General features: G+C 68.1%; 22 protein-coding genes. 18 read left to right on the top strand and 4 right to left on the bottom strand.

Annotation, left to right across the window (positions count from 1 at the left end; all coding sequences use genetic code 11):
- Positions 1-46 precede the first annotated feature (46 nt).
- Entirely contained in the window at positions 47-868 is an 822-nt protein-coding gene (gene ppsR / locus G9Q37_RS09430) for a posphoenolpyruvate synthetase regulatory kinase/phosphorylase PpsR (RefSeq protein WP_166226950.1), read from the bottom strand.
- Positions 869-1,026: 158 nt separating this feature from the next.
- Here ppsR and ppsA point away from each other — a divergent pair, with 158 nt between their 5' ends.
- The 11 genes from ppsA (at position 1,027) to dnaB (ending at position 13,370) form a co-directional block, all read left to right on the top strand.
- Positions 1,027-3,423 carry a phosphoenolpyruvate synthase gene (ppsA, locus tag G9Q37_RS09425; RefSeq protein WP_166226949.1) on the top strand — a complete coding sequence of 799 codons (2,397 nt, stop codon included), beginning with the start codon at positions 1,027-1,029 and terminating at the stop codon, positions 3,421-3,423.
- 163 nt (positions 3,424-3,586) lie between these two features.
- Positions 3,587-5,266 carry an MFS transporter gene (locus tag G9Q37_RS09420; RefSeq protein ID WP_166231134.1) on the top strand — a complete coding sequence of 560 codons (1,680 nt, stop codon included), beginning with the start codon at positions 3,587-3,589 and terminating at the stop codon, positions 5,264-5,266.
- A gap of 113 nt (positions 5,267-5,379) precedes the next feature.
- Positions 5,380-5,661, top strand: coding sequence for a DUF4212 domain-containing protein (locus G9Q37_RS09415; RefSeq protein WP_166226948.1), 282 nt, complete (start codon positions 5,380-5,382; stop codon positions 5,659-5,661).
- Positions 5,654-7,717 (top strand): VC_2705 family sodium/solute symporter, encoded by a 2,064-nt coding sequence (locus tag G9Q37_RS09410; protein ID WP_240936583.1) that lies wholly within the window; start codon positions 5,654-5,656, stop codon positions 7,715-7,717. The genes G9Q37_RS09415 and G9Q37_RS09410 overlap by 8 nt, the downstream gene beginning before the upstream one ends.
- Positions 7,718-7,867: 150 nt before the next feature.
- A complete protein-coding gene (locus tag G9Q37_RS09405) occupies positions 7,868-9,553 on the top strand; it encodes an MFS transporter (protein WP_166226947.1) in 1,686 nt (561 codons plus the stop codon).
- A 173-nt stretch (positions 9,554-9,726) separates the two neighbouring features.
- Positions 9,727-10,188 (top strand): hypothetical protein, encoded by a 462-nt coding sequence (locus G9Q37_RS09400; protein ID WP_166226946.1) that lies wholly within the window; start codon positions 9,727-9,729, stop codon positions 10,186-10,188.
- Positions 10,189-10,304: 116 nt separating this feature from the next.
- Positions 10,305-10,676 carry a 30S ribosomal protein S6 gene (gene rpsF / locus G9Q37_RS09395; protein ID WP_166226945.1) on the top strand — a complete coding sequence of 124 codons (372 nt, stop codon included), beginning with the start codon at positions 10,305-10,307 and terminating at the stop codon, positions 10,674-10,676.
- A 30-nt stretch (positions 10,677-10,706) separates the two neighbouring features.
- Positions 10,707-10,994, top strand: a complete 288-nt coding sequence (priB, locus tag G9Q37_RS09390) for a primosomal replication protein N (RefSeq protein WP_166226944.1) — start codon at positions 10,707-10,709, stop codon at positions 10,992-10,994.
- A 12-nt stretch (positions 10,995-11,006) separates the two neighbouring features.
- Positions 11,007-11,288, top strand: coding sequence for a 30S ribosomal protein S18 (gene rpsR, locus G9Q37_RS09385; protein ID WP_166226943.1), 282 nt, complete (start codon positions 11,007-11,009; stop codon positions 11,286-11,288).
- 14 nt (positions 11,289-11,302) lie between these two features.
- Entirely contained in the window at positions 11,303-11,755 is a 453-nt protein-coding gene (gene rplI / locus G9Q37_RS09380) for a 50S ribosomal protein L9 (protein ID WP_166226942.1), read from the top strand.
- A gap of 193 nt (positions 11,756-11,948) precedes the next feature.
- Positions 11,949-13,370: a replicative DNA helicase gene (gene dnaB / locus G9Q37_RS09375; RefSeq protein WP_166226941.1), complete on the top strand. Its 1,422-nt coding sequence runs from the start codon at positions 11,949-11,951 to the stop codon at positions 13,368-13,370.
- 114 nt (positions 13,371-13,484) lie between these two features.
- Here dnaB and G9Q37_RS09370 read toward each other — a convergent pair whose 3' ends face one another.
- The 3 genes from G9Q37_RS09370 to G9Q37_RS09360 form a co-directional block, all read right to left on the bottom strand.
- Complete coding sequence (locus tag G9Q37_RS09370) at positions 13,485-15,203, bottom strand: PhoH family protein (protein WP_166226940.1); 1,719 nt, start codon at positions 15,201-15,203, stop codon at positions 13,485-13,487.
- 210 nt (positions 15,204-15,413) lie between these two features.
- Complete coding sequence (locus G9Q37_RS09365; protein WP_166226939.1) at positions 15,414-15,890, bottom strand: peroxiredoxin; 477 nt, start codon at positions 15,888-15,890, stop codon at positions 15,414-15,416.
- Between the two features lie 143 nt (positions 15,891-16,033).
- On the bottom strand, positions 16,034-16,414 hold the full coding sequence (locus tag G9Q37_RS09360) for an Mth938-like domain-containing protein (RefSeq protein WP_166226938.1): 381 nt from the start codon (positions 16,412-16,414) through the stop codon (positions 16,034-16,036).
- Between the two features lie 129 nt (positions 16,415-16,543).
- Here G9Q37_RS09360 and G9Q37_RS09355 point away from each other — a divergent pair, with 129 nt between their 5' ends.
- The 7 genes from G9Q37_RS09355 to G9Q37_RS09325 are packed head-to-tail and all read left to right on the top strand — an operon-like array spanning position 16,544 to position 23,144.
- On the top strand, positions 16,544-17,770 hold the full coding sequence (locus G9Q37_RS09355) for a pyridoxal phosphate-dependent aminotransferase (protein ID WP_166226937.1): 1,227 nt from the start codon (positions 16,544-16,546) through the stop codon (positions 17,768-17,770).
- A 30-nt stretch (positions 17,771-17,800) separates the two neighbouring features.
- On the top strand, positions 17,801-19,150 hold the full coding sequence (locus G9Q37_RS09350; protein WP_166226936.1) for a homoserine dehydrogenase: 1,350 nt from the start codon (positions 17,801-17,803) through the stop codon (positions 19,148-19,150).
- Complete coding sequence (thrC, locus tag G9Q37_RS09345) at positions 19,150-20,586, top strand: threonine synthase (RefSeq protein ID WP_166226935.1); 1,437 nt, start codon at positions 19,150-19,152, stop codon at positions 20,584-20,586. The genes G9Q37_RS09350 and thrC overlap by 1 nt, the downstream gene beginning before the upstream one ends.
- A gap of 18 nt (positions 20,587-20,604) precedes the next feature.
- Positions 20,605-21,138, top strand: a complete 534-nt coding sequence (mobB, locus tag G9Q37_RS09340; RefSeq protein ID WP_166226934.1) for a molybdopterin-guanine dinucleotide biosynthesis protein B — start codon at positions 20,605-20,607, stop codon at positions 21,136-21,138.
- Positions 21,135-22,418: a molybdopterin molybdotransferase MoeA gene (locus G9Q37_RS09335; protein ID WP_166226933.1), complete on the top strand. Its 1,284-nt coding sequence runs from the start codon at positions 21,135-21,137 to the stop codon at positions 22,416-22,418. The genes mobB and G9Q37_RS09335 overlap by 4 nt, the downstream gene beginning before the upstream one ends.
- A complete protein-coding gene (gene moaD / locus G9Q37_RS09330) occupies positions 22,415-22,669 on the top strand; it encodes a molybdopterin converting factor subunit 1 (protein WP_166226932.1) in 255 nt (84 codons plus the stop codon). Before G9Q37_RS09335 ends, moaD begins: the two co-directional genes overlap by 4 nt.
- A 1-nt stretch (position 22,670) precedes the next feature.
- The gene (locus tag G9Q37_RS09325; RefSeq protein ID WP_166226931.1) at positions 22,671-23,144 is read left to right on the top strand and encodes a molybdenum cofactor biosynthesis protein MoaE; all 474 of its coding nucleotides are present in this window, start codon (positions 22,671-22,673) and stop codon (positions 23,142-23,144) included.
- Positions 23,145-23,151 lie beyond the last annotated feature (7 nt).

Here is a 23,151-nt window from a genome sequence, read left to right as displayed (position 1 = left end):
GGATCTGACCCGAATCTGAAGACGCGCTGAAGGGCGCCGCGCGCGATCAGTACTCGAGCCGCTCGGGCCGCACTTCCTGCAAGATGGTGGTGGCGATCTCTTCGATCGACTTGGTGGTGGTGGAGAGCCAGCGGATGCCCTCACGGCGCATCATGGCCTCGGCCTCGGCCACCTCCATGCGGCAGTTCTCCAGGGCCGCGTAACGCGAGTTGGGCCGGCGCTCATTGCGGATCTCGCTCAGGCGCTCGGGCGCGATGGTGAGGCCGAACAGCTTTTTGCGGTGGGGCATGAGCGCGGGCGGCAGTTTGCGGCGCTCGAAGTCTTCGGGAATGAGCGGGTAGTTCGACGCCTTGAGGCCGTACTGCATGGCCAGGTAGAGCGAGGTCGGCGTCTTGCCGCTGCGGCTCACGCCCACCAGGATCACGTCGGACGATTCCAGGTCCTTGTTGCTCTGGCCGTCGTCGTGTGCGAGCGAGAAGTTGATGGCCTCGATGCGGTCGTGGTAGGCCTTGCTCTTGGAGGCGTCCGAGAAGCGGCCCACGCGGTGGTTGCTCTTGATGCCCAGCTCTTCTTCGAGCGGCTGCACGAAGGTGGAGAACATGTCGAGCAGCTTGCCGCGGCAGTGCTGCTGGAACACACCCAGCACCTCGCTGTTGACCACGGTGGTGAACACCAGCGGGCGCTTGCCCTCGACCTCGGCGGCGTGGTTGATCTGGCGCACCGCCTGGTGGGCCTTGTCCACGCTGTCCAGGAAGGGCAGGCGCACGCGGCGCATGTCGGCCTCGAACTGGGCCAGGATGGCATTGCCGAAGGTCTCGGCGGTGATGCCGGTGCCGTCCGACACGAAGAAAACCGTTCTGAGGGGCATGGTCGCCGTCCTTACAATCTGCATCCATTGCGTGGCGGGCATTATCCGGTGGCCGCCACGGCGCTTTTTCTGCCTTGCCCGGTGGCCGACCCACAACACAACCACAGGTCACACGCTGGTGCATGGAACCCCGGTTTTTCAACCTCAGGAGCTTTTCCATGTCCAACCTGTTCGAGCCGACCGCCCTGGTCGTGCCTTTCGAAAAATTGCGGATGTCCGACGTCGAGTCGGTCGGCGGCAAGAACGCCAGCCTCGGCGAGATGATTTCGCAGCTACCCAGCGGCGTGAAGGTGCCCACGGGCTTCGCCACCACGGCGCACGCCTTCCGCGAGTTCCTCAAGCACGACGGTCTGGCCGAGCGCATCAACGCGCGCCTGTCCACGCTCGACACCGAAGACGTGCGCGCCCTGGCCGCCGCGGGTGCCGAGATCCGCGGCTGGGTCGAGGCCCAGCCGTTCCCGGCCGACCTCGAGCAGGCCATTCGCGCCGCCTTCGCCACGCTGAGCGCGGGCAATGACAAGGCCTCGTTCGCGGTGCGTTCCTCGGCCACCGCCGAAGACCTGCCCGACGCTTCGTTCGCGGGCCAGCAGGAGACCTTCCTCAACGTGGTCGGCATCGACGATGTGCTGCACAAGATGAAGGAGGTGTTCGCCAGCCTCTACAACGACCGCGCCATCAGCTACCGCGTGCACAAGGGCTTCGCGCACGCCGAGGTGGCGCTGTCGGCCGGCGTGCAGCGCATGGTGCGCTCCGACCTCGGCGCGGCCGGCGTGATGTTCACCATCGACACCGAAAGCGGCTTCTCCGACGTGGTGTTCATCACCAGCAGCTACGGCCTGGGCGAGACCGTGGTGCAGGGCGCCGTGAACCCCGACGAGTTCTATGTGCACAAGCCCATGCTCCAGGCCGGCAAGCGCGCGGTGATCCGGCGCAACCTGGGCTCCAAGCTGATCCAGATGGTGTTCAGCTCGCCTGAGGAGAAGGCCGCGAGTGGCAAGCTGGTCAAGACCGTGGACGTGCCGGTCGAGCAGCGCAACCGCTACAGCCTCACCGAGGCCGACGTCGAGCAGCTCGCGCGCTACGCGCTGGTGATCGAGCAGCACTACGGCCGACCCATGGACATCGAGTGGGGCAAGGACGGCACCGACGGCCAGCTCTACATCCTGCAGGCCCGCCCCGAGACGGTGAAGAGCCAGGCCGCCGGCAAGACCGAGGTGCGCTACAAGCTCAAGGGCAAGGGCGCGGTGCTGGCCAGCGGCCGCGCGATCGGCCAGAAGGTGGGCACGGGCCCGGTGCGCCTGGTGCACAGCATCAGCGAGATGGACAAGGTGCAGCCCGGCGACGTGCTGGTCACCGACATGACCGACCCGAACTGGGAGCCCGTGATGAAGCGCGCGAGCGCCATCGTCACCAACCGCGGCGGGCGCACTTGCCACGCGGCCATCATCGCGCGCGAGCTCGGCATTCCGGCCGTGGTGGGCTGCGGCGACGCCACCGACCTGCTGAAAGACGGCACGCTCGTGACCGTGAGCTGCGCCGAGGGCGACACCGGCAACATCTACGACGGCCTGCTCGAGACCGAGATCACCGAAGTGCAGCGCGGCGAGATGCCCGACATGGACGTGAAGATCATGATGAACGTGGGCAACCCCCAGCTCGCCTTCGACTTCGCGCAGATCCCGAACGGCGGCGTGGGCCTGGCGCGGCTCGAGTTCATCATCAACAACAACATCGGCGTGCACCCCAAGGCCATCCTCGACTACCCGCAGATCGACGCCGATCTGAAGAAGGCGGTGGAGTCGGTGGCGCGCGGCCATGCCTCGCCGCGGGCCTTCTACGTCGACAAGGTCGCCGAAGGCGTGGCCACCATCGCCGCGGCCTTCTGGCCCAAGCCGGTCATCGTGCGCCTGTCGGACTTCAAGAGCAACGAGTACCGCAAGCTCGTGGGCGGCTCGCGCTACGAGCCCGACGAAGAGAACCCCATGCTGGGCTTCCGCGGCGCGGCGCGCTACATCAGCCACGACTTCGCCGAAGCCTTCGCGATGGAGTGCGAAGCCCTCAAGCGCGTGCGCGAAGAGATGGGCCTGACCAACGTGCAGGTGATGGTGCCCTTCGTGCGCACGCTCGCCCAGGCGCAGCGCGTGACCGAATTGCTGGCGGCCAAGGGCCTCAAGCGCGGCGAGAACGGCCTGAAGCTCATCATGATGTGCGAGATCCCGAGCAACGCCGTGCTGGCCAAGGACTTCCTGCGCTTCTTCGACGGCTTCTCGATCGGCTCGAACGACCTCACCCAGCTCACCCTGGGCCTGGACCGCGATTCGGGCCTGGAGCTGCTCGCGCACGACTTCGACGAGCGCGACCCCGCGGTGCGCGCGCTGCTGCAGATGGCCATCGGTGCCTGCAAGGCCGAGGGCAAGTACGTGGGCATCTGCGGCCAGGGCCCCAGCGACCACCCCGATTTCGCGCAGTGGCTGCGCGACGAGGGCATCAGCTCGATCTCGCTCAACCCCGACACCGTGGTCGACACCTGGCAGTTGCTCGCGGGCACGAACTGAGCCTGTCAGTTTCGCGTCAGTTCCGGGTCAGCGCCCGGTAAGCGCTGGTCTCTAGAAACCGGGCCGGGACACCGAGAGGTGCCCGGCCCATTTCAATTAGGAGACAAACGTGAACACAAACACCGCAACGGCGGGCGCGGGGGTGGATGCCCGCAAACGACCGATGACCCGCGAGGAAAAGCGCGTCATCCTGGCCTCGTCGGCCGGCACCATCTTCGAGTGGTACGACTTCTACCTCTACGGCTCGCTCGCCGCCATCATCGGCGCGCAGTTCTTCTCGTCTTTCCCCGAAGCGACGCGCAACGTGTTCGCGCTGCTGGCCTTCGCGGCCGGCTTCCTGGTGCGCCCCTTCGGCGCGCTGGTGTTCGGCCGCCTCGGCGACCTGGTGGGCCGCAAGCACACCTTCCTGATCACCATCCTGATCATGGGCATCTCGACCTTCGTGGTCGGCCTGCTGCCCAGCTACGAAACCATCGGCTGGGTCGCGCCCGTGCTGCTGATCGTGCTGCGCATGCTGCAGGGCCTGGCCCTCGGCGGTGAGTACGGCGGCGCCGTGGTCTACGTGGCCGAGCACGCGCCGCACGGCCGCCGCGGCTTCTTCACGAGCTGGATCCAGACCACGGCCACCCTGGGCCTGCTGCTGTCGCTCATGGTGATCCTGGTGGTGCGCTCCATCGTGGGCGAGGCCGACTTCGCCGCCTGGGGCTGGCGCATCCCGTTCCTGCTGTCCATCTTCCTGCTGGCCATCTCGCTGTGGATCCGCCTGCAGATGGAAGAGTCGCCGGCCTTCAAGAAGATGAAGGCCGAGGGCGCGCAGTCCAAGGCCCCGATCTCGGAAGCCTTCGGCAACTGGAAGAACGGCAAGTTCGCGCTGCTGGCCCTGCTGGGTCTGGTGGCTGGCCAGGCCGTGGTCTGGTACACGGGCCAGTTCTACGCGCTGTTCTTCCTGCAGACCATCCTGCGCGTGGACATGTTCACGGCCAACATGCTGATCGCCTGGGCGCTGCTGCTGGGCACGGTGGGCTTCGTGATCTTCGGTACCTTGTCCGACGCCATCGGCCGCAAGAAGATCATCCTGACCGGCTGCCTGCTGGCCGCCGTGACCTACTTCCCCGTGTTCAAAGGCATCACGCAGCTGGCCAACCCCGCGCTGCATGCGGCCCAGCAGAACACCAAGGTCACCATCATCGCCGACAAGGCCGACTGCTCGTTCCAGTTCAACCCCACCGGCACCGCCAAGTTCACGAGCTCCTGCGACGTGACCAAGGCCCTGCTCGCGCGCAGCTCGGTGAGCTATTCGGTGCAGTACCAGGCCGGCGTGGTGCCCGCCAAGGTGCAGATCGGCGCCACCGAGATCACCGCCTACGAGGCGTCCAAGCTCACCGGCGACGACGTCAAGGCCGTGCCCGCCGCGTTCACCAAGGGCGTGAATGAGGCCCTGGCCGCCGCCGGCTACCCGGCCGCCGGCAAGCCCGCGCCCGGCATCGTGAAGGTCGACAACTTCTTCGGCGTGTTCAACGGCCAGGCCTTCCCGCTGGTGCTCATCCTCACCTACCTGGTGGTGCTGGTGACCATGGTGTACGGCCCGATCGCCGCCGCGCTGGTCGAACTGTTCCCGACCCGCATCCGCTACACCGGCATGTCCCTGCCGTACCACATCGGCAACGGCTGGTTCGGTGGCCTGATGCCTGCGACCGCCTTCGCCATGATCGCGCAGACCGGCGACCCGTACTATGGCCTCTGGTACCCCATCGTGATCGCGCTGGCCACGGTGCTGATCGGTGCGGTGTTCGTGCCCGAGAACCACAAGAAGGACATCTTCGCGCCCGAAGCGAACAAGTGACCCGCTCGCGCGACGTCACCCAGTGCAAAGGGGCTCTTCGGAGCCCCTTTTTCCGTGGGTCCGCCCGAGCAAACCCTAGCCCGCGGCCACGGCACGGATGCGATGATTCCGGGATGCCTTCCGAACCCCTCGCCAAAGAGAAGCACGACCGGCGCGCGCTGGTGCTCAAGGCCGTGCTGCTGGTGATGATGGTGCTGGTGTCCTTCGTCGCGTGCTTCTTCGCGCGCGATCTGAGCTTCACCGTGTTCGGCTGGCCCTTCCACTTCTGGCTGGCCTCGCAGGGCGCGGTGCTGGCCTTCATCGCCATCGTGGCGGTGTACGCCTGGGCCATGAACCGCATCGAGGCCGAAGAGGGCCGCGACGAGCACGGGCCGCGCGGGGACGCCGGTGCTTGAAGGACCCGCCTACGCCGCCTACAAGCGCCGCCTGCACCGCATCCTGGCGCTCTACGTTCTTTCGCTGATCGCATTCCTGCTGGTCATGCTCTGGGCCGAGCACAACGGCGTGTCCAAACGCTGGCTCGGCCCCATCCTGCTGTTCTCCACCGTCATGATGTACGGGGCCATCGGCGTGTACGGCCGCACCGCCGACCCCGAGGAGTACTACGTCGCGGGCCGGCGCATCCCGCCGGTCTACAACGGCATGGCCGCGGCCGCCGACTGGATGAGCGCCGCCTCGTTCATCAGCCTGGCCGGCGGGCTCTACCTGCAGGGCTTCGGCGGCTCCGACATGCAGGCCGGCGGCCTGGCCTTCGTGCTCGGCTGGACCGGCGGCTTCTGCCTCGTGGGCCTGCTCATCGCGCCGCACCTGCGCAAGCTCAACCTGTACACCGTGCCCGATTACTTCGTGCACCGCTTCGGCGGGCGCTGGCCGCGCCGGCTCGCGGCGCTGTCGGCGGTGCTGTGTTCGTTCACCTACGTGGTGGCGCAGATTTACGGTGTGGGCCTGGTGGCCTCGCGCCTGACGGGCGTGCACTTCGACATCGGCATCATGCTCGGTCTGGGTGGCGTGGTGCTGTGTTCGTTCCTCGGTGGCATGCGCGCCATCACCTGGACCCAGGTGGCGCAGTACGTCATCTTGCTGCTGGCCTTTCTGGTGCCGGTGTCCTGGCTGGCCTACCAGCAGCTCGGCAATCCGCTTGCGCCGCTCGCGCACGGCGCGCAGCTGCCCAAGATCGCGGCGCTCGAGCACCAGCTCATGGAGTCGCCCAAGGAAAAAGAGGTGCAGCTCGCGTTCCAGGCGCGGGCACGCCAGTACGAGCAGTGGCTCAAGGACGTGGAAGGCTCGCTCAAGCAGCAGCGCATCGCGGCCCAGGAGCGCGTGCGCGTGCTCACCGAGCAGAACGCCGACATCGAGGTGGTGGTGGCCGCGCGCCGGGAACTCGCGGCCCTGCCCAAAGACGCGGCCAGCGCGCGCGAGCAGTGGACGCGCGCCATGAAGGACAGCCAGGACCGCGCGCGCCCGCTGGGCGGCCTGTTGCCGCACACCCAGGCCTTCGCGGGCGACCCCGAGGGCACGCCCGCCGAGCGCCAGGCCTTCGACACCTCGCGCGCCAACTTCCTCGCGCTCATGTTCTGCCTCATGGTGGGCACGGCGGGGCTGCCGCACCTGCTCACGCGTTACTACACCACGCCGTCGGTGGCGGCGGCGCGGTCGTCGGTGGGCTGGTCGCTGTTCTTCATCGCCTTGCTCTACCTGAGCGCGCCCGCGCTGGCCACGCTCGTGAAGTACGAGGTGATGAGCAACGTGGTGGGGCGCAGCTTCGACGCGCTGCCGGCCTGGCTCGCGCAGTGGTCCAACTTCGACGACTCGCTGCTCTCGGTGACCGACATCAACGGCGACGGCATCCTGCAGTTCGGCGAGATCCGGCTCGGCGCCGACGTGATCATGCTGGCCACACCCGAGCTCGGCGGCATGCCCTATGTGGTGTCGGGCCTGGTGGCCGCAGGCGGGCTTGCGGCCGCGCTGTCCACCGCCGACGGCCTGCTGCTGACCATCAGCAACTCGCTGGTGCGCGACACCTACTGCCGCGAGTTCGCACAGGACGTGCCGCCCGAGCGGCGCGTGATCCTGTCCAAGTTCGCGCTGCTCAGCGTGGCCTCGCTCGCGGCCTTCGTGGCCTCGCTCAAGCCCGCCGAGATCCTGCCGCTCGTGGCCTCGTCGTTCTCGCTCGCGGCCTCGGCGCTGGTGCCGGCCATGGTCATGGGCATCTTCTGGTCGCGCACCACGGGCGCGGCCGCGGTGGCCGGCATGCTCGCGGGCCTGGGCGTGACCGTGAGCTACATGATGCTCAACGCGCCGGCCGTGCGTGCGGTGCTGGGCCTGGCGCCCGGCCAGGACCTGTGGTGGGGCATTCAGCCGGTGTCGGCCGGGGTGTTCGGCGTGCCGATGGGGTTTGCGGTCATCGCCCTGGTGAGTCTGCTGCGGCGCCGCAATGGGGCGCGGGCCTGAGGGCCAGGCGTAGGGGTTTGCACTGAGTTTGGCCGCCTTACGGCGCCCCGACGACCGTTGACGGGAAATCGTCAGTTTCGTGTCAGACGGTGTACCAAGACTGCGCCGGCCGCCCCGAGCGGCGCCACCAACCAAGGAGACATCGACATCATGGCAACCACCACAGCCAGTGCTTCGAATGCACCGATGACAAGGGAGGAACGCAAGGTCATTTTTGCTTCGTCCCTCGGTACCGTTTTCGAGTGGTACGACTTCTATCTCTACGGCTCGCTCGCGGCCATCATCGCGCGTCAGTTCTTCTCGGGTCTCGATCCCACGTCCGCTTACATCTTCGCGCTGCTGGCCTTTGCGGCCGGCTTCCTGGTGCGGCCTTTCGGCGCCATCGTGTTCGGCCGCCTGGGCGACATGATCGGGCGCAAGTACACCTTCCTGGTGACCATCCTGCTGATGGGCGCGTCCACCTTCATCGTGGGCCTGCTGCCGTCGTATGCCTCGATCGGCATGGCCGCGCCCATCATCCTCATCATCCTGCGCATGCTGCAAGGCCTGGCGCTCGGGGGTGAGTACGGCGGCGCGGCCACCTACGTGGCCGAACACGCGCCACACGGCCGGCGGGGCTTCTACACCTCGTGGATCCAGACCACCGCCACGCTGGGCCTGTTCCTGTCGCTGCTCGTGATCCTGGGCGTGCGCACCGCCATGGGCGACAAGGACTTCGCCGAGTGGGGCTGGCGCCTGCCGTTCCTGCTGTCCATCCTGCTGCTGGGCATCTCGGTGTGGATCCGCCTGAGCCTCAACGAGAGCCCGGCGTTCCAGAAGATGAAGGCCGAGGGCAAGACCTCCAAGGCGCCGCTGACCGAATCCTTCGGCCAGTGGAAGAACCTCAAGATCGTGATCCTCGCGCTGCTGGGCCTCACGGCGGGCCAGGCGGTGGTCTGGTACACGGGCCAGTTCTACGCGCTGTTCTTCCTCACCACCATCGCCAAGGTCGACGCGACCACGGCCAACCTGCTGATCGCGACCTCGCTGATCATCGGCACGCCGTTCTTCATCGTGTTCGGCATCCTGTCCGACAAGATCGGCCGCAAGCCCATCATCCTCGGCGGCTGCCTGATCGCCGCGCTGACCTACTTCACGGTCTTCCCCAAGCTGCTCAACTACGCCAACCCGGCGCTGGTGGCGGCGCAGCAGGCCACCAAGGTCACGGTCACGGCCGACCTCAAGGAGTGCTCGTTCCAGGGCAGCCCGATCGCGCGCGACATCGACTTCCGCACCACCTGCGACATCGCCAAGCGCGCGCTCACCCAGGCCTACATCCCGTACCAGAGCGTGCAGGGCCAGCCGGGCGCGCCGGCCACCATCACGCTGGGCGACAAGGTGCTGACCGCGCCGGTGGGTGTGCTCAACGACAAGCGCGACGCGTTCTCGGCCGACAGCGCCAAGGCCATCGCCGAGTTCCGCAAGCAGCTCACCGACACCGCCAAGGCGGCCAACCTCACCGTGGCGGCGGACCCCGAGAAGATGAACAAGGGCATGGTGCTGGCCATCCTGGTGTTCCTGGTGCTGCTCGTGACCATGGTGTACGGCCCGATCGCGGCCATGCTCGTCGAGCTGTTCCCGACCCGCATCCGCTACACCTCGATGAGCCTGCCGTACCACATCGGCAACGGCTGGTTCGGCGGCCTGCTGCCCACCACGGCGTTTGCCATGGTGGCGGCCACGGGCGACATCTTCTACGGCCTCTGGTACCCGGTGGTCGTGGCCGCAGGCACCTTCGTGATCGGCCTGCTGTTTGTTCGCGAGACCAAGGACGTGGACATCTACGCCCACGACTGAGGCCCGGCACACCCGGCGCCGCCGGGTGTGCGCTTTTGCCCGAAACCCGCCCCGAGCGGGTTTTTTTCCGCCTCCTCGTGGACAAACCCCAATTCAAAATGCCTTAAGTCCAAGTAAAGCTCGGGCCCTCGGCCGGTTCGCCCGGTGCCCTCGCCATTTGAAACGACCCAGACATGCTGATTGCGAAAACCGAAGCCGGGCTGCGTGTGATGAAGGACCGCTCCGTGCCCCTGACGCCGCGGCAGCGCTCGGTCCTGATCCTGATCGACGGCAAGCGCACGCTCGACGAGGTGGTCGCGGCCTCCGTGGCCATTGGCAGCAGCCGCGACGACGTCGACCGCCTGCTGGCGCTCGAACTCATCGCCCCTGTCGGGGAGCCGGCAGCCGCGCCCGCTGCCACCCCCGAGGCCGCCGAAGCGCCTGCGGACGGCCGCAGCCCGCAACAGCGCTACCAGGACGCCTACCCGATCGCCACCCGCCTCACGGCCGAACTGGGCCTGCGGGGCTTTCGCCTCAACCTGGCGGTGGAGGCCGCGGGCAACTACGAGCAGTTGCTGCAGCTCGCGCCCAAGATCCTCGACGCCGTGGGCAAGGACAAGTTCGCCCCGCTGGCGCGCGCTCTCGACCTGCGCTGAAGCGCCGGACGGCGGGGCAGGGCGGTCTGCCGGGGCCGTGTGGCTATAATGCTGGGTTTTCCGCCTTGCCACACCGCATCAGACGCGCGGGTGGCTTCCATCCACAAGGAGAGTCCATGCGTCATTACGAAATCGTCTTGCTGATCCACCCGGATCAGAGCGAACAGGTTCCGGCCATGCTGGAGCGCTACAAGGGCATGATCACCGCCGGCGGCGGCAAGATCCACCGCGTTGAAGACTGGGGCCGCCGTCAGCTGGCTTACCAGATCAACAAGCTGTCCAAGGCCCACTACCTGTGCGTCAACATCGAAGCCGGCCAGGCCGTGATGGACGAACTGGAGCACGCCTTCAAGTTCAACGACGCCGTGCTGCGCCACCTCACCGTCCAGCGCAAGAAGGCCGAAACCGGTCCTTCGGCCATGATGAAGACGGTCGAGCGCGAAGAGGCCCGCAAGGCCCAGCAACAGTCGCAGGAGCAGGCCGCCTGACGCCCATGGCGTGAGGCTCGCGGAAATCGGGTGAACCGTCTCCAGTTGCAGGCCGTCGTGGTGCAGGTGCAGAGCCTGCGCTACACCCCGGCCGGCATCCCGGCGCTCAACCTCGTGCTCGAGCACGAGTCGCAGCAGACCGAACTGGACACCCCCCGAACCGTCAAGGTCCAGCTCAGGGCCGTTGCCTTCGGCGCCCTCGCCGAAGCCCTGCAGAAGCAGGCCCTGAACGACGCTGCACACTTCGACGGCTTTCTCGCGAACGCACGCACCGGCAAAGGGGTGGTGTTCCACATCCAAGCATTCAGCAAGACATAGGAAAGGCCCATCATGGCTGCACCCAAGCGTTTCAACAAAGACAAGCGTCCCAAGCGCAACACGCAATCGCTGCTGTTCAAGCGCAAGCGCTTCTGCCGCTTCACCGTCGCCAAGGTTGAAGAAGTCGACTACAAGGACGTGGACGTCCTGCGCGACTTCATCGCCGAAAACGGCAAGATCATCCCGGCCCGCCTGACCGGCACCCGCGCGATCTACCAGCGCCAGGTGACCACCGCCATCAAGCGCGCGCGCTTCCTGGCCATGCTGCCGTACAGCGACCAGCACCGCGTCTGATTGAGGAGCCCGACATGCAAGTGATTCTTCTCGACAAAGTGGTCAACCTCGGCGCCCTGGGCGACGTGGTCAAGGTCAAAGACGGCTACGCCCGCAACTTCCTGATCCCCTCGGGCCGTGCGCGCCGCGCGACCCAGACCGCCGTGGCCGAATTCGAAGCCCGCCGCGCCGACCTCGAAAAGGCCGCCGCTGCCAAGCTGGCCGAGGCCCAGGCCCTGGGTGAAAAGCTGGCCGCCGTGAACGTCAAGCTCACGCAGAAGGCCGGTGTGGACGGCCGCCTCTTCGGCTCCGTCACCAACAACGACGTGGCCGAAGAACTGCAGAAGCAGGGCTTCAGCGTCGCCAAGGCCCAGGTGCGCATGCCCAACGGCCTGCTCAAGAACGTGGGTGACTACACGGTTCAGGTGCACCTGCACACCGACGTCACGGTCGACGTGGCCGTCACGGTGCTCGGCGAAACCGCCTGATCCCCGCGGGCCCGCCGGCCTGCCGAAAGCCGCTGTCTCCGGGCAGCGGCTTTTCTTTTTGCGCCGTCGGCTTGTCCCGCGATGCCCACCGCGCGCCCACCGGATATCCACAGACTTGTCCCATGACGCGGGACACCCTGGGGCGTACCATGCCCCTTTTGCCGACGCCCCTCTGAAGCCGCTCCGACGCCGCATGTCTTCCGCCTTTTCCAGCCCCTTCCCCGACCTCGGCACCGGTTTCGACGAGGGCGGCGACCGCCAGATCGCCCAGTTGCGCGTGCCGCCGCATTCGATCGAAGCCGAGTCCAGCGTGCTCGGCGGCCTGTTGCTCGACAACGGCGCCTGGGACCGCGTGGCCGACCTCGTCAACGACTCCGACTTCTACCGCTATGAGCACCGCCTGATCTACTCGTCGATCGCGACCCTGGTCAACGCCAGCAAGCCCGCCGACGTGGTGACGGTGTTCGAGCACCTGCAGAACCAGGGCAAGGCCGAAGAGATCGGCGGCCTGGCCTACCTCAACTCGCTCGCGCAGTACGTGCCCAGCGCGGCCAACATCCGCCGTTACGCCGAGATCGTTCGCGAGCGCGCGGTGCTGCGCAAGCTCGTGGCCGCGAGCGACGAGATCGCCACCGCGGCCTTCAATCCCCAGGGCCGCCCGATCGCCAAGATCCTCGACGAAGCCGAGCAGAAGATCTTCAAGATCGGCGAAGAAGGCTCGCGCATGAAGGAGGGCTTCCAGTCGATGGACAAGTTGGTCGTCGACCTGCTCGACCGCGTGCAGGAGATGGCCGACAACCCGCAGGACGTGACCGGCGTGCCCACGGGCTTCATCGATCTCGACCGCATGACCTCGGGCCTGCAGGCCGGTGACCTCGTCGTGCTGGCCGCACGACCGTCCATGGGCAAGACCGCCTTCGCGATCAACATCGCCGAGCACGTGGCGCTCAACGAGGGCCTGCCGGTGGCGGTGTTCTCGATGGAAATGGGCGCGGCCCAGCTCGCGGTGCGCGTGGTGGGCTCGATCGGCCGCATCAACCAGGGCCACCTGCGCACCGGCAAGCTCACCGACGAAGAGTGGCCGCGCCTGACCGAGGCGATCGAGAAGCTGCGCACGGTCTCGCTGCACATCGACGAGACGCCCGGCCTCACGCCCAGCGAACTGCGCGCGAACGCGCGTCGCCTGGCGCGCCAGTGCGGCAAGCTCGGCCTGATCGTGGTCGACTACCTGCAGCTCATGAGCGGATCGAGCAGCGACGGCTCCGACAACCGGGCCACCGAGCTCGGCGAGATCTCGCGCGGTCTGAAGATGCTGGCCAAGGAACTGCAGTGCCCGGTGATCGCGCTGTCGCAGCTCAACCGCTCGGTGGAACAGCGCACCGACAAGCGACCCATGATGAGCGACCTGCGCGAGTCGGGCGCCATCGAGCAGGACGCGGACATCATCATGTTCATCTACCGCGACGAGTACTACACGCGCGAGGCCTGCAAGGAGCCCGGCGTGGCCGAGATCATCATCGGCAAGCAGCGCAACGGCCCCACGGGGACCGTGAAGCTGGCCTTCCTGAACATGCTGACCCGCTTCGAGACGCTGGTGGGCGGCGGGGATTACTGACGAGCCCCCACGCTCCGCCGCTGCGCGGGTCGCTGCCCCCCGAGGGGGCTGATCCGCCTTGGGGCGGCCCGGCGGCGGATCGCAGGCCCCCACGCGCCGCCGCTGCCAGCGGCGTTACAGCACCTCGCTCGCGAAGTCGGCCAGGCGCGAGCGTTCGCCGCGCGCCAGCGTGATGTGGCCGCCGTGCGGCCAGCCCTTGAAGCGGTCGACCGCGTAGGTCAGGCCCGAGGAGCCTTCGGTGAGGTAGGGCGTGTCGATCTGCGCGAGGTTGCCCATGCAGATGATCTTGGTGCCCGGGCCCGCGCGCGTGATCAGCGTCTTCATCTGCTTGGGCGTGAGGTTCTGCGCCTCGTCGATGATCACGTACTTGTTCATGAAGGTGCGGCCGCGCATGAAGTTCATGCTCTTGACCTTGATGCGGCTGCGGATTAGCTCGTTGGTGGCCGCACGGCCCCACTCACCCGCGTTGCCGCCGTCGCCCTTGGCCAGGAACTCGAGGTTGTCGTCGAGCGCCCCCATCCACGGGCCCATCTTTTCTTCTTCCGTGCCGGGCAGGAAGCCGATGTCCTCGCCCACGCTCACGGTGGCGCGGGTCATGATGATCTCGGTGTAGCGGCGGTCGTCGAGCACCTGCGTGAGGCCCGCGGCCAGCGCCATCAGCGTCTTGCCGGTGCCGGCCGTGCCGGCCAGGGTGACGAAGTCGATCTCGGGATCCATCAGCAGGTTGAGCGCGAAGTTCTGTTCGCGGTTGCGGCTGGTCACGCCCCACACCGCGTTCTTGAGGTGGGTGTAGTCCTTGAGCGTCTTGAGCACCGCGGTCTTGTCGCGGATCTCGGTCACGCGCGCGTACAGCGAAGGCTCGCCGGGCGCCTCGAAGTAGACGAACTGGTTGATGTAGAACTGCCCCACGGCCGGCCCGCTCACGCGGTAGTAGGTGTGGCTGCCGCTCTGCCAGCTCTCGATGGTCTTGCTCTGGCGCGTCCAGAAATCCTGCGGCAGCGCGAGCGAGCCCGCGTACAGCAGTTCACCGTCGTCCAGCGTCTTGTCGTTTTCGTAGTCTTCGGCGGGCAGGCCCAGCGCGCGCGCCTTCACGCGCATGTTGATGTCCTTGGACACCAGGATGACTTCGCGCTCGGGGTGGCGCTGGCGCAGCCCCGCCACCACGCCCAGGATCTGGTTGTCGGCCTTGCCCTGCGGCAGGCTCGCGGGCAGTTCGTCGGCGAGCGGCTCGGTCTGGAAGAACAGCAGACCGCGTGCCGACTGATGCCCCGTGGCCGCGAGCTTGAGGCCCTTGGCCATGTCGCCGCCGGCCTGCGCGGCCAGCGCGTCGAGGTTGCGGCTGGTCTGGCGGCCGTTGCGGGCCACCTCGGTCATGCCCTTCTTGTGGCCGTCGAGCTCCTCGAGCACGATCATCGGCAGGAAGATGTCGTGCTCCTCGAAGCGGAACAGGCTCATCGGGTCGTGCAGCAGCACGTTGGTGTCGAGCACGAACAGGCGCGGCGGGCCGCCGGCCGTGCGCTTGCTGCTGGGGCGCCGGCGCGGGGCCGGCGCCGGCGCGACCGCCGGCGTGACCGCGGCGGGCGGCGCCTTGGCGCGGTCCTCGGTCACCGGGGTGGGCTCGGCGGGGGCCGCGGCCGGTGGGTTGCGCTTGCGGCCCTTGGCTTGCGTGGCCGGCCGGCGGGCCGGGGCGGCGGGCTCGTCGGCAGCGGGCGGCGTTGCCGTGCCGGCGCCGCGTTCGGTGAAGTCGTCGAGCGATGCGTCGGAGGCTTTGAGCGAGTAGGCGTCGGGAGCGAGGAGGGCGGCGCGTTTGGTGGGGGCGGGGGGCAGGGGCATGGGGTCGGGTGGCGTTCAGCGCGCGGGCTCGAAAAAACAAAAAGCCGCCAGGCGGACCAGGCGGCTTTGCGGGCGGCGGAGCAGGGGGGAACGGGGAGAAACGGGGTGGATGCCCGAAGACATGCGACCCATTATGCACATTCCCCGTGGCGCCACCAGCGGGGGCGGCGGGTGTCGCTGCGATGCAGCAAACCCGCGCGCGGTCCGGGCTCAGGCGGCTTTCTTCAGGGCCTTGACGGCCTTGAGCACTTCCTCGACGTGGCCCGGCACCTTCAGGCCACGCCATTCCTGCTTGAGCACGCCGTCGGGGCCGATCAGGAAGGTGCTGCGCTCGATGCCCTTGACCTTCTTGCCGTACATGATCTTGTTCTTGACCACGCCGAACATGTGGCACATCTTTTCTTCGGTGTCGGCGATCAGCTCGAAGGGCAGCTCGAGCTTGGCCTTGAAGTCGTCGTGCGACTTCATGTTGTCGCGCGACACGCCGAACACCTGGGCGCCGGCCTTCACGAAGTCCTTGTACTTGTCGCGGAACTGCATGGCCTCGGTGGTGCAGCCGGGCGTGTTGTCCTTGGGGTAGAAGTACAGCACCAGGGTTTGCCCGAGGTGGCTCTGGTGGCTGACCTTCACGCCGCCAGTCGCCAGCGATTCGAACTCGGGGATAGGTTTGTTGACAACGACGGCCATGCTGAGGGAACCCCTGGTATTGAGTGGATGGTTTGCGTTGGCTGCGCCGGGGCCGCCCCGTGTAGTGCGTAGGCACTCAAGGGCGTGCTGCGGACAACAGCCGGCTATTTTAACGCCTAACGCACCGCCCCGCCCGGCAGGCGCTACCCCTCCAGGAGGAGGGCGGCCGTGACGCGGCGGCCCTCGCCCGCCAGGATGTTGTACGTGCGGCAGGCCGCCGCCGTGTCCATGGTCTCCACACCGATGCCGCGCTCGATCAGCGCGCGCAGCAGCGCGGGGGCGACGAAGCGCAGCCGCCGGCCGCTGCCGAACACCACGAGCTCGGGCGGAGCGTCGGGCGTGTCGAGCAGCTCCTCGAAGTGCGCCGCGCCCAGCTCTTCGAAACGCTGGCAGGGCCAGGTGCGCAGGCCGCGCGATGCACTCAGCACCAGGCTGCCGGTGTGGCGTTCGCCATTGACCGAGACCCAGCCCTCGCCCTGGGCGGTGATGGCGAGCAGATGGGGGTTGTCGGCGTGCAGTTTCATGCGCGTTGGGCAGGCCGGTCGGGCCGGGGAACTGTGGTCAAATTGCCGGTTTGCTCCGGGCTCGGGGGCTCGCATCTTAGCCCCGCCCCTTCGCACTCGGGCCGCCACATCCACCGCCGTGGAGGGACTTTGAAGACCATCCAGAAATCCGCCAAGCTTGCCAACGTCTGCTACGACATCCGCGGCCCGATCATGGACGCGGCGCGGCAGATGGAGGAGGAAGGCCACAAGATCATCAAGCTCAACATCGGCAACCTGGCCGTGTTCGGCTTCGATGCGCCCGAGGAGATCCAGCAGGACATGATCCGCAACCTGCCGAACTCGGCCGGTTACTCCGACAGCAAGGGCATCTTCGCGGCGCGCAAGGCGGTGATGCACGAGACCCAGTTGCAGGGCATCAAGGGCGTCACGCTCGACGACATCTACCTCGGCAACGGCGCGAGCGAGCTGATCGTGATGGCCACCAATGCGCTGCTCGACGATGGCGACGAGGTGCTGCTGCCCGCGCCCGACTACCCGCTGTGGACGGCCGCGGCGAGCCTCTCGGGCGGCACGCCGGTGCATTACCTGTGCGACGAGGCCAAGGGCTGGATGCCCGACCTCGAAGACATCCGCCGCAATATCACGCCGGCCACCAAGGCCATCGTGGTCATCAACCCGAACAATCCCACGGGCGCGCTGTACTCGAAAGAGCTGCTGTTGCAGATCGTTTCGATCGCGCGCGAGCACGGCCTGGTGATCTTCGCCGACGAGGTCTACGACAAGGTGCTCTACGACGACGTGAAGCACGTGCCCATCGGCAGCCTGTCCGAAGACGTGCTCACGCTCACCTTCAACTCGCTGTCCAAGAGCTACCGCTCGTGCGGCTACCGCGCGGGCTGGCTCGTGGTCTCGGGCGACAAGAAGCCCGCCAAGGACTATATCGAGGGCCTGAACATGCTCTCGAACATGCGCCTGTGTGCCAACGTGCCGGGCCAGTGGGCGATCCAGACCGCGCTCGGCGGCTACCAGAGCATCAACGACCTGGTGTGCGAAGGTGGGCGCCTGCGCCGCCAGCGCGACCTCGCGCACGAGCTCATCACCGCCATTCCGGGCGTCACCTGCGTGAAGCCGCAGGCCGCGCTCTACATGTTCCCGCGCCTCGATCCCAAGATGTACCCCATCGAGGACGACCAGCAGATGTTCCTCGAGCTGCTGCAGGAAACGCGCGTGATGCTGGTGCAGGGCTCGGGCTTCAACTACCCCGACAACCAGCACTTCCGCATCGTGTTCCTGCCGCACGAGGACGACCTGCGCGAGGCCATCGGCCGCGTCGCGAAGTTTCTCGAGCACTGGCGAAAACGCCACGGCACCTGATCTGATCCCCGCTCTCTGTTCTCCTTCACCATGAAACCCATTCAAGTAGGCCTGCTGGGCATTGGCACCGTGGGCAGCGGCACCTTCGAGGTGCTTCGGCGCAACCAGGAAGAGATCCGCCGCCGCGCGGGCCGCGGCATCCAGATCACCATGGTGGCCGACCTCGACGTTGCGCGCGCCAGGGCCATCGTGGGCGAGGGCGTGACCGTGGTGGGCGATGCGCGCGAGGTCATCGCCAACCCCGAGATCGACATCGTGATCGAGCTCATCGGCGGCTACGGCATCGCCAAGGCGCTCGTGATGGAGGCCATCGCGGCCGGCAAGCACGTGGTCACGGCCAACAAGGCGCTGCTCGCGGTGCACGGTACCGAGATCTTCGCGGCCGCTTCGCAGCGTGGCGTCATGGTGGCCTTCGAGGCCGCGGTCGCCGGCGGCATCCCCATCATCAAGGCGCTGCGCGAAGGCCTCACGGCCAACCGCATCCAGTGGATCGCCGGCATCATCAACGGCACCACCAACTTCATCCTCTCCGAAATGCGCGGCAAGGGGCTGGACTTCGACGTGGTGCTCAAGGAAGCCCAGCGCCTGGGCTATGCCGAGGCCGACCCGACCTTCGACATCGAGGGCGTGGACGCCGCGCACAAGGCGACCATCATGAGCGCCATCGCCTTCGGCATCCCGGTGCAGTTCGACAAGGCCCACGTCGAAGGCATCACCAAGCTCTCGGCCATCGACATCCGCTACGCCGAACAGCTCGGCTACCGCATCAAGCTGCTGGGCATCGCCAAGCGCCGCCCCAGGCCGAATGCGGCCGGCGACGCGGCCGTGGGCATCGAGCTGCGCGTGCACCCGAGCCTGGTGCCGTCCAAGCGCCTGATCGCCAACGTGGAAGGCGCCATGAACGCCGTGGTGGTGCAGGGCGATGCCGTGGGCACCACCCTCTACTACGGCAAGGGCGCGGGCAGCGAGCCCACCGCCAGCGCCGTGATCGCCGATCTCGTCGACGTGACGCGCCTGCACACCGCCGACCCGCACCACCGCGTGCCGCACCTGGCCTTCCAGCCCGACGCCATGAGCGACCTGCCGGTGCTGCCCATGAGCGAGGTGGTCACGAGCTACTACCTGCGCCTGCGCGTGGCCGACCAGGCCGGCGTGCTGGCCCAGGTCACGGGCCTGCTCGCGGGCCGCGGCATCAGCATCGACGCCGTGCTGCAGCGCGAGGCCGACGAGGTGGGCGGCGAGGGCGCGACCAGCACCGACCTGATCATCCTCACGCACGACACGCGAGAAGGCACCATGAACGAGGTGCTCGAACAACTGCAGGCCCTGCCCAGCGTGCTCGCGCCCATCGTGCGCATCCGCAAGGAAGAGCTCAACTGATGCGCTACCTCTCCACCCGCGGCCACGCCGACCGCAAGCGCTTCTGCGAGATCCTGCTCGAAGGCCTGGCGCCCGACGGCGGCCTCTACCTGCCCGAGCACTACCCGCAGGTGGACGCGGCCGGTCTGCAGCGCCTGCGCGCGGCCTACGGCAATGGCCGGCCGGGCGGGTATGCCGCGCTGGCCTTCGAGATCCTCTCGCTGTACATCGACGACATTCCCGCGGCCGACCTGCGCGCGCTGTGCGAGCGCACCTACACCGAGGCGGTGTTCGGCAGCGCGGCCATCGTGCCGCTCAAGCGGCTCGAAGACGGCTTCTACCTCGAAGCCCTGTCCAATGGCCCCACGCTGGCCTTCAAGGACATGGCCATGCAGCTGCTGGGCAACCTGTTCGAGTACGAACTGGGCCGCCGTGGCGCCGAGCTCAACATCCTGGGCGCCACCAGCGGCGACACCGGCAGCGCCGCCGAGCACGCCATGAAGGGCAAGCGCGGCGTGCGCGTGTTCATGCTGAGCCCGCACGGCCGCATGAGCCCGTTCCAGCAGGCGCAGATGTTCAGCCTGATGGACCCCAACATCCACAACATCGCCATCGAAGGCGTGTTCGACGATTGCCAGGACATCGTCAAGGCCGTGAGCAACGACCTGGCCTTCAAGCGCGAACACAAGATCGGCACCGTCAACTCGATCAACTGGGCGCGCCTACTCGCGCAGGTTGTCTACTACTTCGCGGGCTACTTCCAGGCCACGCAGCACGACAGCGAGAAGGTCTCGTTCACCGTGCCCAGCGGCAACTTCGGCAACGTCTGCGCGGGCCACGTCGCGCGCCAGATGGGTCTGCCGATCGACCGCCTCGTGGTGGCCACGAACGAGAACGACGTGCTCGACGAGTTCTTCCGCACCGGCGTCTACCGCGTGCGCGGTAGCGCCGACACGCACGAAACCTCCAGCCCGTCCATGGACATCTCCAAGGCGAGCAACTTCGAGCGCTTCGTGTTCGACCTCGTGGGCCGCGACGCCGCGCGCTGCAAGGCGCTGTTTCACGACGCGCTGTCGCGCGACGGCCGCTTCGACCTCAGCGCCGACGCCGCCTTCGTGGGCGCCGCCAGCACCTACGGTTTCCTGAGCGGCAAGAGCACGCACGCCGACCGCCTCGCCACCATCCGCGACGTGTCGCAGCGTTTCGGCGTGGTGATCGACACCCACACCGCCGACGGCGTGAAGGTCGCGCGCGAGCACCGCAGCGCCGGCGTGCCCATGGTGGTGCTCGAAACGGCGCTGCCGATCAAGTTCGCCGAGACCATCGTCGAGGCCCTGGGCCGCGAGCCCGAGCGCCCGGCCGCTTTCGCGGGCATCGAAGCCCTGCCCAAGCGCGTGCAGGTGATGCGCGCCGACGCCGCGCAGGTCAAGGCCTACATCGCCGGCCACTGCGGCTGAGGCCCCGGCTCCGCGCGCATGCACGTCGTCGGCTTCGCAGGCTTCTCGGGTTCGGGCAAGACCACGCTGGTCGAGCAACTGATCCCGGCGCTGCGCCTGCGTGGCCTGCGCGTGGCGGTCATCAAGCACGCCCACCACAATTTCGACGTCGACCACCCGGGCAAGGACACCTGGCGCCACCGCGAGGCCGGCGCGGTGGAGATCCTGGCCGCCTCGCCCCGCCGTCTGGTCGTGATGCGCGAATTCGAAGCCGGCGCCGAGCACGACGTGCACGCGCTGATCGCGCGCCTGAGCGCCGCGCCCGACTGGGTGCTGGTCGAGGGCTTCAAGCGCAGCAGCCTGCCCAAGGTCGAGGTCTGGCGCGAAGCGAGCGGCCAGCCCGTGATCTACCCGGGCCAGCCGCGGGTGCTGGCCATCGCCACCGACAGCCCCGCCGCGCTGCCCGAACCACCCGCACGCCCCGTGCTGGATTTGAACGCGCCCGATGACCTGGCCGCGTGGCTGGTCGACAATGCCAGCCGGTTCCACTACACGCCCCCCGCAGAGACATGAACGCCCCGGCCCGCGCTCCCCTGATGGCCCTGGACCAGGCCCTGGCCGCCCTGCTCGAACGCGCCACGCCCCTCGCCGGCACCGAGACCGTGCCCACCTTCGACGCTGCCGCGCGCGTGCTCGCACAAGACCTGGTGAGCGCGCTGCAGGTGCCCCCGAACGACAACGCGTCCATGGACGGCTACGCCGTGCGCACGGCCGACGTCACCGCCGCCGGCGCGGTGCTGCCCGTGAGCCAGCGCATCCCGGCCGGCCACGCGGGCGAGCCGCTCAAGCCCGGCACCTGCGCGCGCATCTTCACCGGCGCGCCGCTGCCCGCGGGGGCCGACGCCGTGGTGATGCAGGAAGACACGCGCGAGGTCGGCGGCGACCTGCACGCGGTGCACATCGACGCCGTGCCCGCACCCGGCCAATGGGTGCGCCGCGCCGGTGAAGACGTGACGCGCGGCGCCGTGGTGCTCGCGCGCGGCCAGCGCCTCGACGAGGCCGCGCTCGGCCTGGCCGCGAGCCTGGGTCTGGCGCAACTGCCCGTGGCGCGCCGCCCGCGCGTGGCGCTGTTTTCCACCGGCGACGAACTCGTGATGCCCGGCGAGGTGCCGCCCGAGGCCATGAAGCCCGGCGCCATCTACAACTCCAACCGCTTCTTCCTGCGCGCGCTGCTGCAGCGCTTCGGCTGCGAGGTGAGCGACCTCGGCATCGTGCCCGACCGGCGCGAGGCCACGCTGGCGGCGCTCAAGACCGCGGCCGACCACCACGACCTCATCCTCACGAGCGGCGGCGTGTCGGTGGGCGAAGAAGACCACATCAAGCCCGCGGTGCAGCAGCTCGGCGGGCTCGATCTCTGGCAGATCGCGATGAAGCCCGGCAAGCCCTTTGCCTACGGCCATGTGCGCCGCGACCCGGGCGTGCCCGGCGCCGCGCCCGGCGATTGCCACTTCATCGGCCTGCCCGGCAACCCGGTGTCGAGCTACGTCACCTTCCTGCTGCTGGTGCGGCCCTTCCTGCTCAAGCTGCAGGGCGTGAGCGACCCTGCGGCGCTGCGCCTGCCGCCGGCCATGGCCCTGCGCGCCGACTTCGCCGTGCCGCGCGCCGACAAACGCCGCGAGTTCCTGCGCGTGCGCCGCAATGCGCAGGGCGGGCTCGACCTGTTCCCCAACCAGAGCTCGGGCGTGCTCACCTCCACCGTGTGGGCCGACGGCCTGGTCGACAACCCCGCCGGCACCACCATCGCACCTGGCGACACCGTGTCATTCATCGCCCTGTCGGACCTGCTCGCATGAACACCATCCAGCTGCGTTACTTCGCGTCCATCCGCGAGGCCATCGGCACCGGCGCCGAGCGCATCAGCACCGCCGCGCCCACGCTCGCGGCCCTGCGCGACGAACTCATCGCGCGCGGCGGCGCCCACGCCGAGGCGCTGGCGCGCGGCCGCGCGGTGCGCGTGTCGCTCAACCAGACCATGGCCGACGAATCGGCCGCGCTGCCCGAGGGCGCCGAGGTGGCCTTCTTCCCTCCGGTCACGGGCGGCTGACATGAGCGCGCGCGTCAGCATCCAGACCGCCGACTTCGACCTCAGCACCGAGGTCGCCCTGCTGCGCCTGCAGGACAAGGGGGTGGGCGCGGTCTGCAGTTTCCTGGGCACCGTGCGCGACCGCAACGACGGCCAGTCGGTGAGCGCGATGGAGCTCGAGCACTACCCGGGCATGACCGAAAAGGCCATCGAGGCCATGATCGACCAGGCCTTCGAGCGCTTCGACATCCTGGGCGCGCGCGTGATCCACCGTGTGGGCCCGCTGCAGCCGCTCGACCAGATCGTGCTCGTGGTGGTGAGCTCGGCCCACCGCGGCCAGAGCTTCCAGGCCTGCGAGTTCCTCATGGACTACCTCAAGACCCAGGCGCCGTTCTGGAAGAAAGAGCAGACGCCCGAGGGCGCGCGCTGGGTCGACGCGCGCGTGAGCGACGACGCCGCGCTCGCGCGCTGGGGCATCCAGGCGCCCAACGCCTGAAGCCGCC

The sequence above is a fragment of the Hydrogenophaga crocea genome (assembly GCF_011388215.1).
GTDB classification, from domain to species: Bacteria; Pseudomonadota; Gammaproteobacteria; order Burkholderiales; family Burkholderiaceae_C; genus Hydrogenophaga; species Hydrogenophaga crocea.
The sequence above is the reverse complement of the archived record's forward strand: the minus strand, read 5'-3'. Positions and strand labels throughout refer to the sequence as shown.

Coding starts and splice junctions, on each gene's coding strand:
- ppsR (WP_166226950.1), bottom strand. CDS start 868: ATGCCCCTCAGAACGGTTTTCTTCGTGTCGGACGGCACCGGCATCACC.
- ppsA (WP_166226949.1), top strand. CDS start 1,027: ATGTCCAACCTGTTCGAGCCGACCGCCCTGGTCGTGCCTTTCGAAAAA.
- G9Q37_RS09420 (WP_166231134.1), top strand. CDS start 3,587: ATGACCCGCGAGGAAAAGCGCGTCATCCTGGCCTCGTCGGCCGGCACC.
- G9Q37_RS09415 (WP_166226948.1), top strand. CDS start 5,380: ATGCCTTCCGAACCCCTCGCCAAAGAGAAGCACGACCGGCGCGCGCTG.
- G9Q37_RS09405 (WP_166226947.1), top strand. CDS start 7,868: ATGGCAACCACCACAGCCAGTGCTTCGAATGCACCGATGACAAGGGAG.
- G9Q37_RS09400 (WP_166226946.1), top strand. CDS start 9,727: ATGCTGATTGCGAAAACCGAAGCCGGGCTGCGTGTGATGAAGGACCGC.
- rpsF (WP_166226945.1), top strand. CDS start 10,305: ATGCGTCATTACGAAATCGTCTTGCTGATCCACCCGGATCAGAGCGAA.
- rpsR (WP_166226943.1), top strand. CDS start 11,007: ATGGCTGCACCCAAGCGTTTCAACAAAGACAAGCGTCCCAAGCGCAAC.
- rplI (WP_166226942.1), top strand. CDS start 11,303: ATGCAAGTGATTCTTCTCGACAAAGTGGTCAACCTCGGCGCCCTGGGC.
- dnaB (WP_166226941.1), top strand. CDS start 11,949: ATGTCTTCCGCCTTTTCCAGCCCCTTCCCCGACCTCGGCACCGGTTTC.
- G9Q37_RS09370 (WP_166226940.1), bottom strand. CDS start 15,203: ATGCCCCTGCCCCCCGCCCCCACCAAACGCGCCGCCCTCCTCGCTCCC.
- G9Q37_RS09365 (WP_166226939.1), bottom strand. CDS start 15,890: ATGGCCGTCGTTGTCAACAAACCTATCCCCGAGTTCGAATCGCTGGCG.
- G9Q37_RS09360 (WP_166226938.1), bottom strand. CDS start 16,414: ATGAAACTGCACGCCGACAACCCCCATCTGCTCGCCATCACCGCCCAG.
- G9Q37_RS09350 (WP_166226936.1), top strand. CDS start 17,801: ATGAAACCCATTCAAGTAGGCCTGCTGGGCATTGGCACCGTGGGCAGC.
- thrC (WP_166226935.1), top strand. CDS start 19,150: ATGCGCTACCTCTCCACCCGCGGCCACGCCGACCGCAAGCGCTTCTGC.
- mobB (WP_166226934.1), top strand. CDS start 20,605: ATGCACGTCGTCGGCTTCGCAGGCTTCTCGGGTTCGGGCAAGACCACG.
- G9Q37_RS09335 (WP_166226933.1), top strand. CDS start 21,135: ATGAACGCCCCGGCCCGCGCTCCCCTGATGGCCCTGGACCAGGCCCTG.
- moaD (WP_166226932.1), top strand. CDS start 22,415: ATGAACACCATCCAGCTGCGTTACTTCGCGTCCATCCGCGAGGCCATC.
- G9Q37_RS09325 (WP_166226931.1), top strand. CDS start 22,671: ATGAGCGCGCGCGTCAGCATCCAGACCGCCGACTTCGACCTCAGCACC.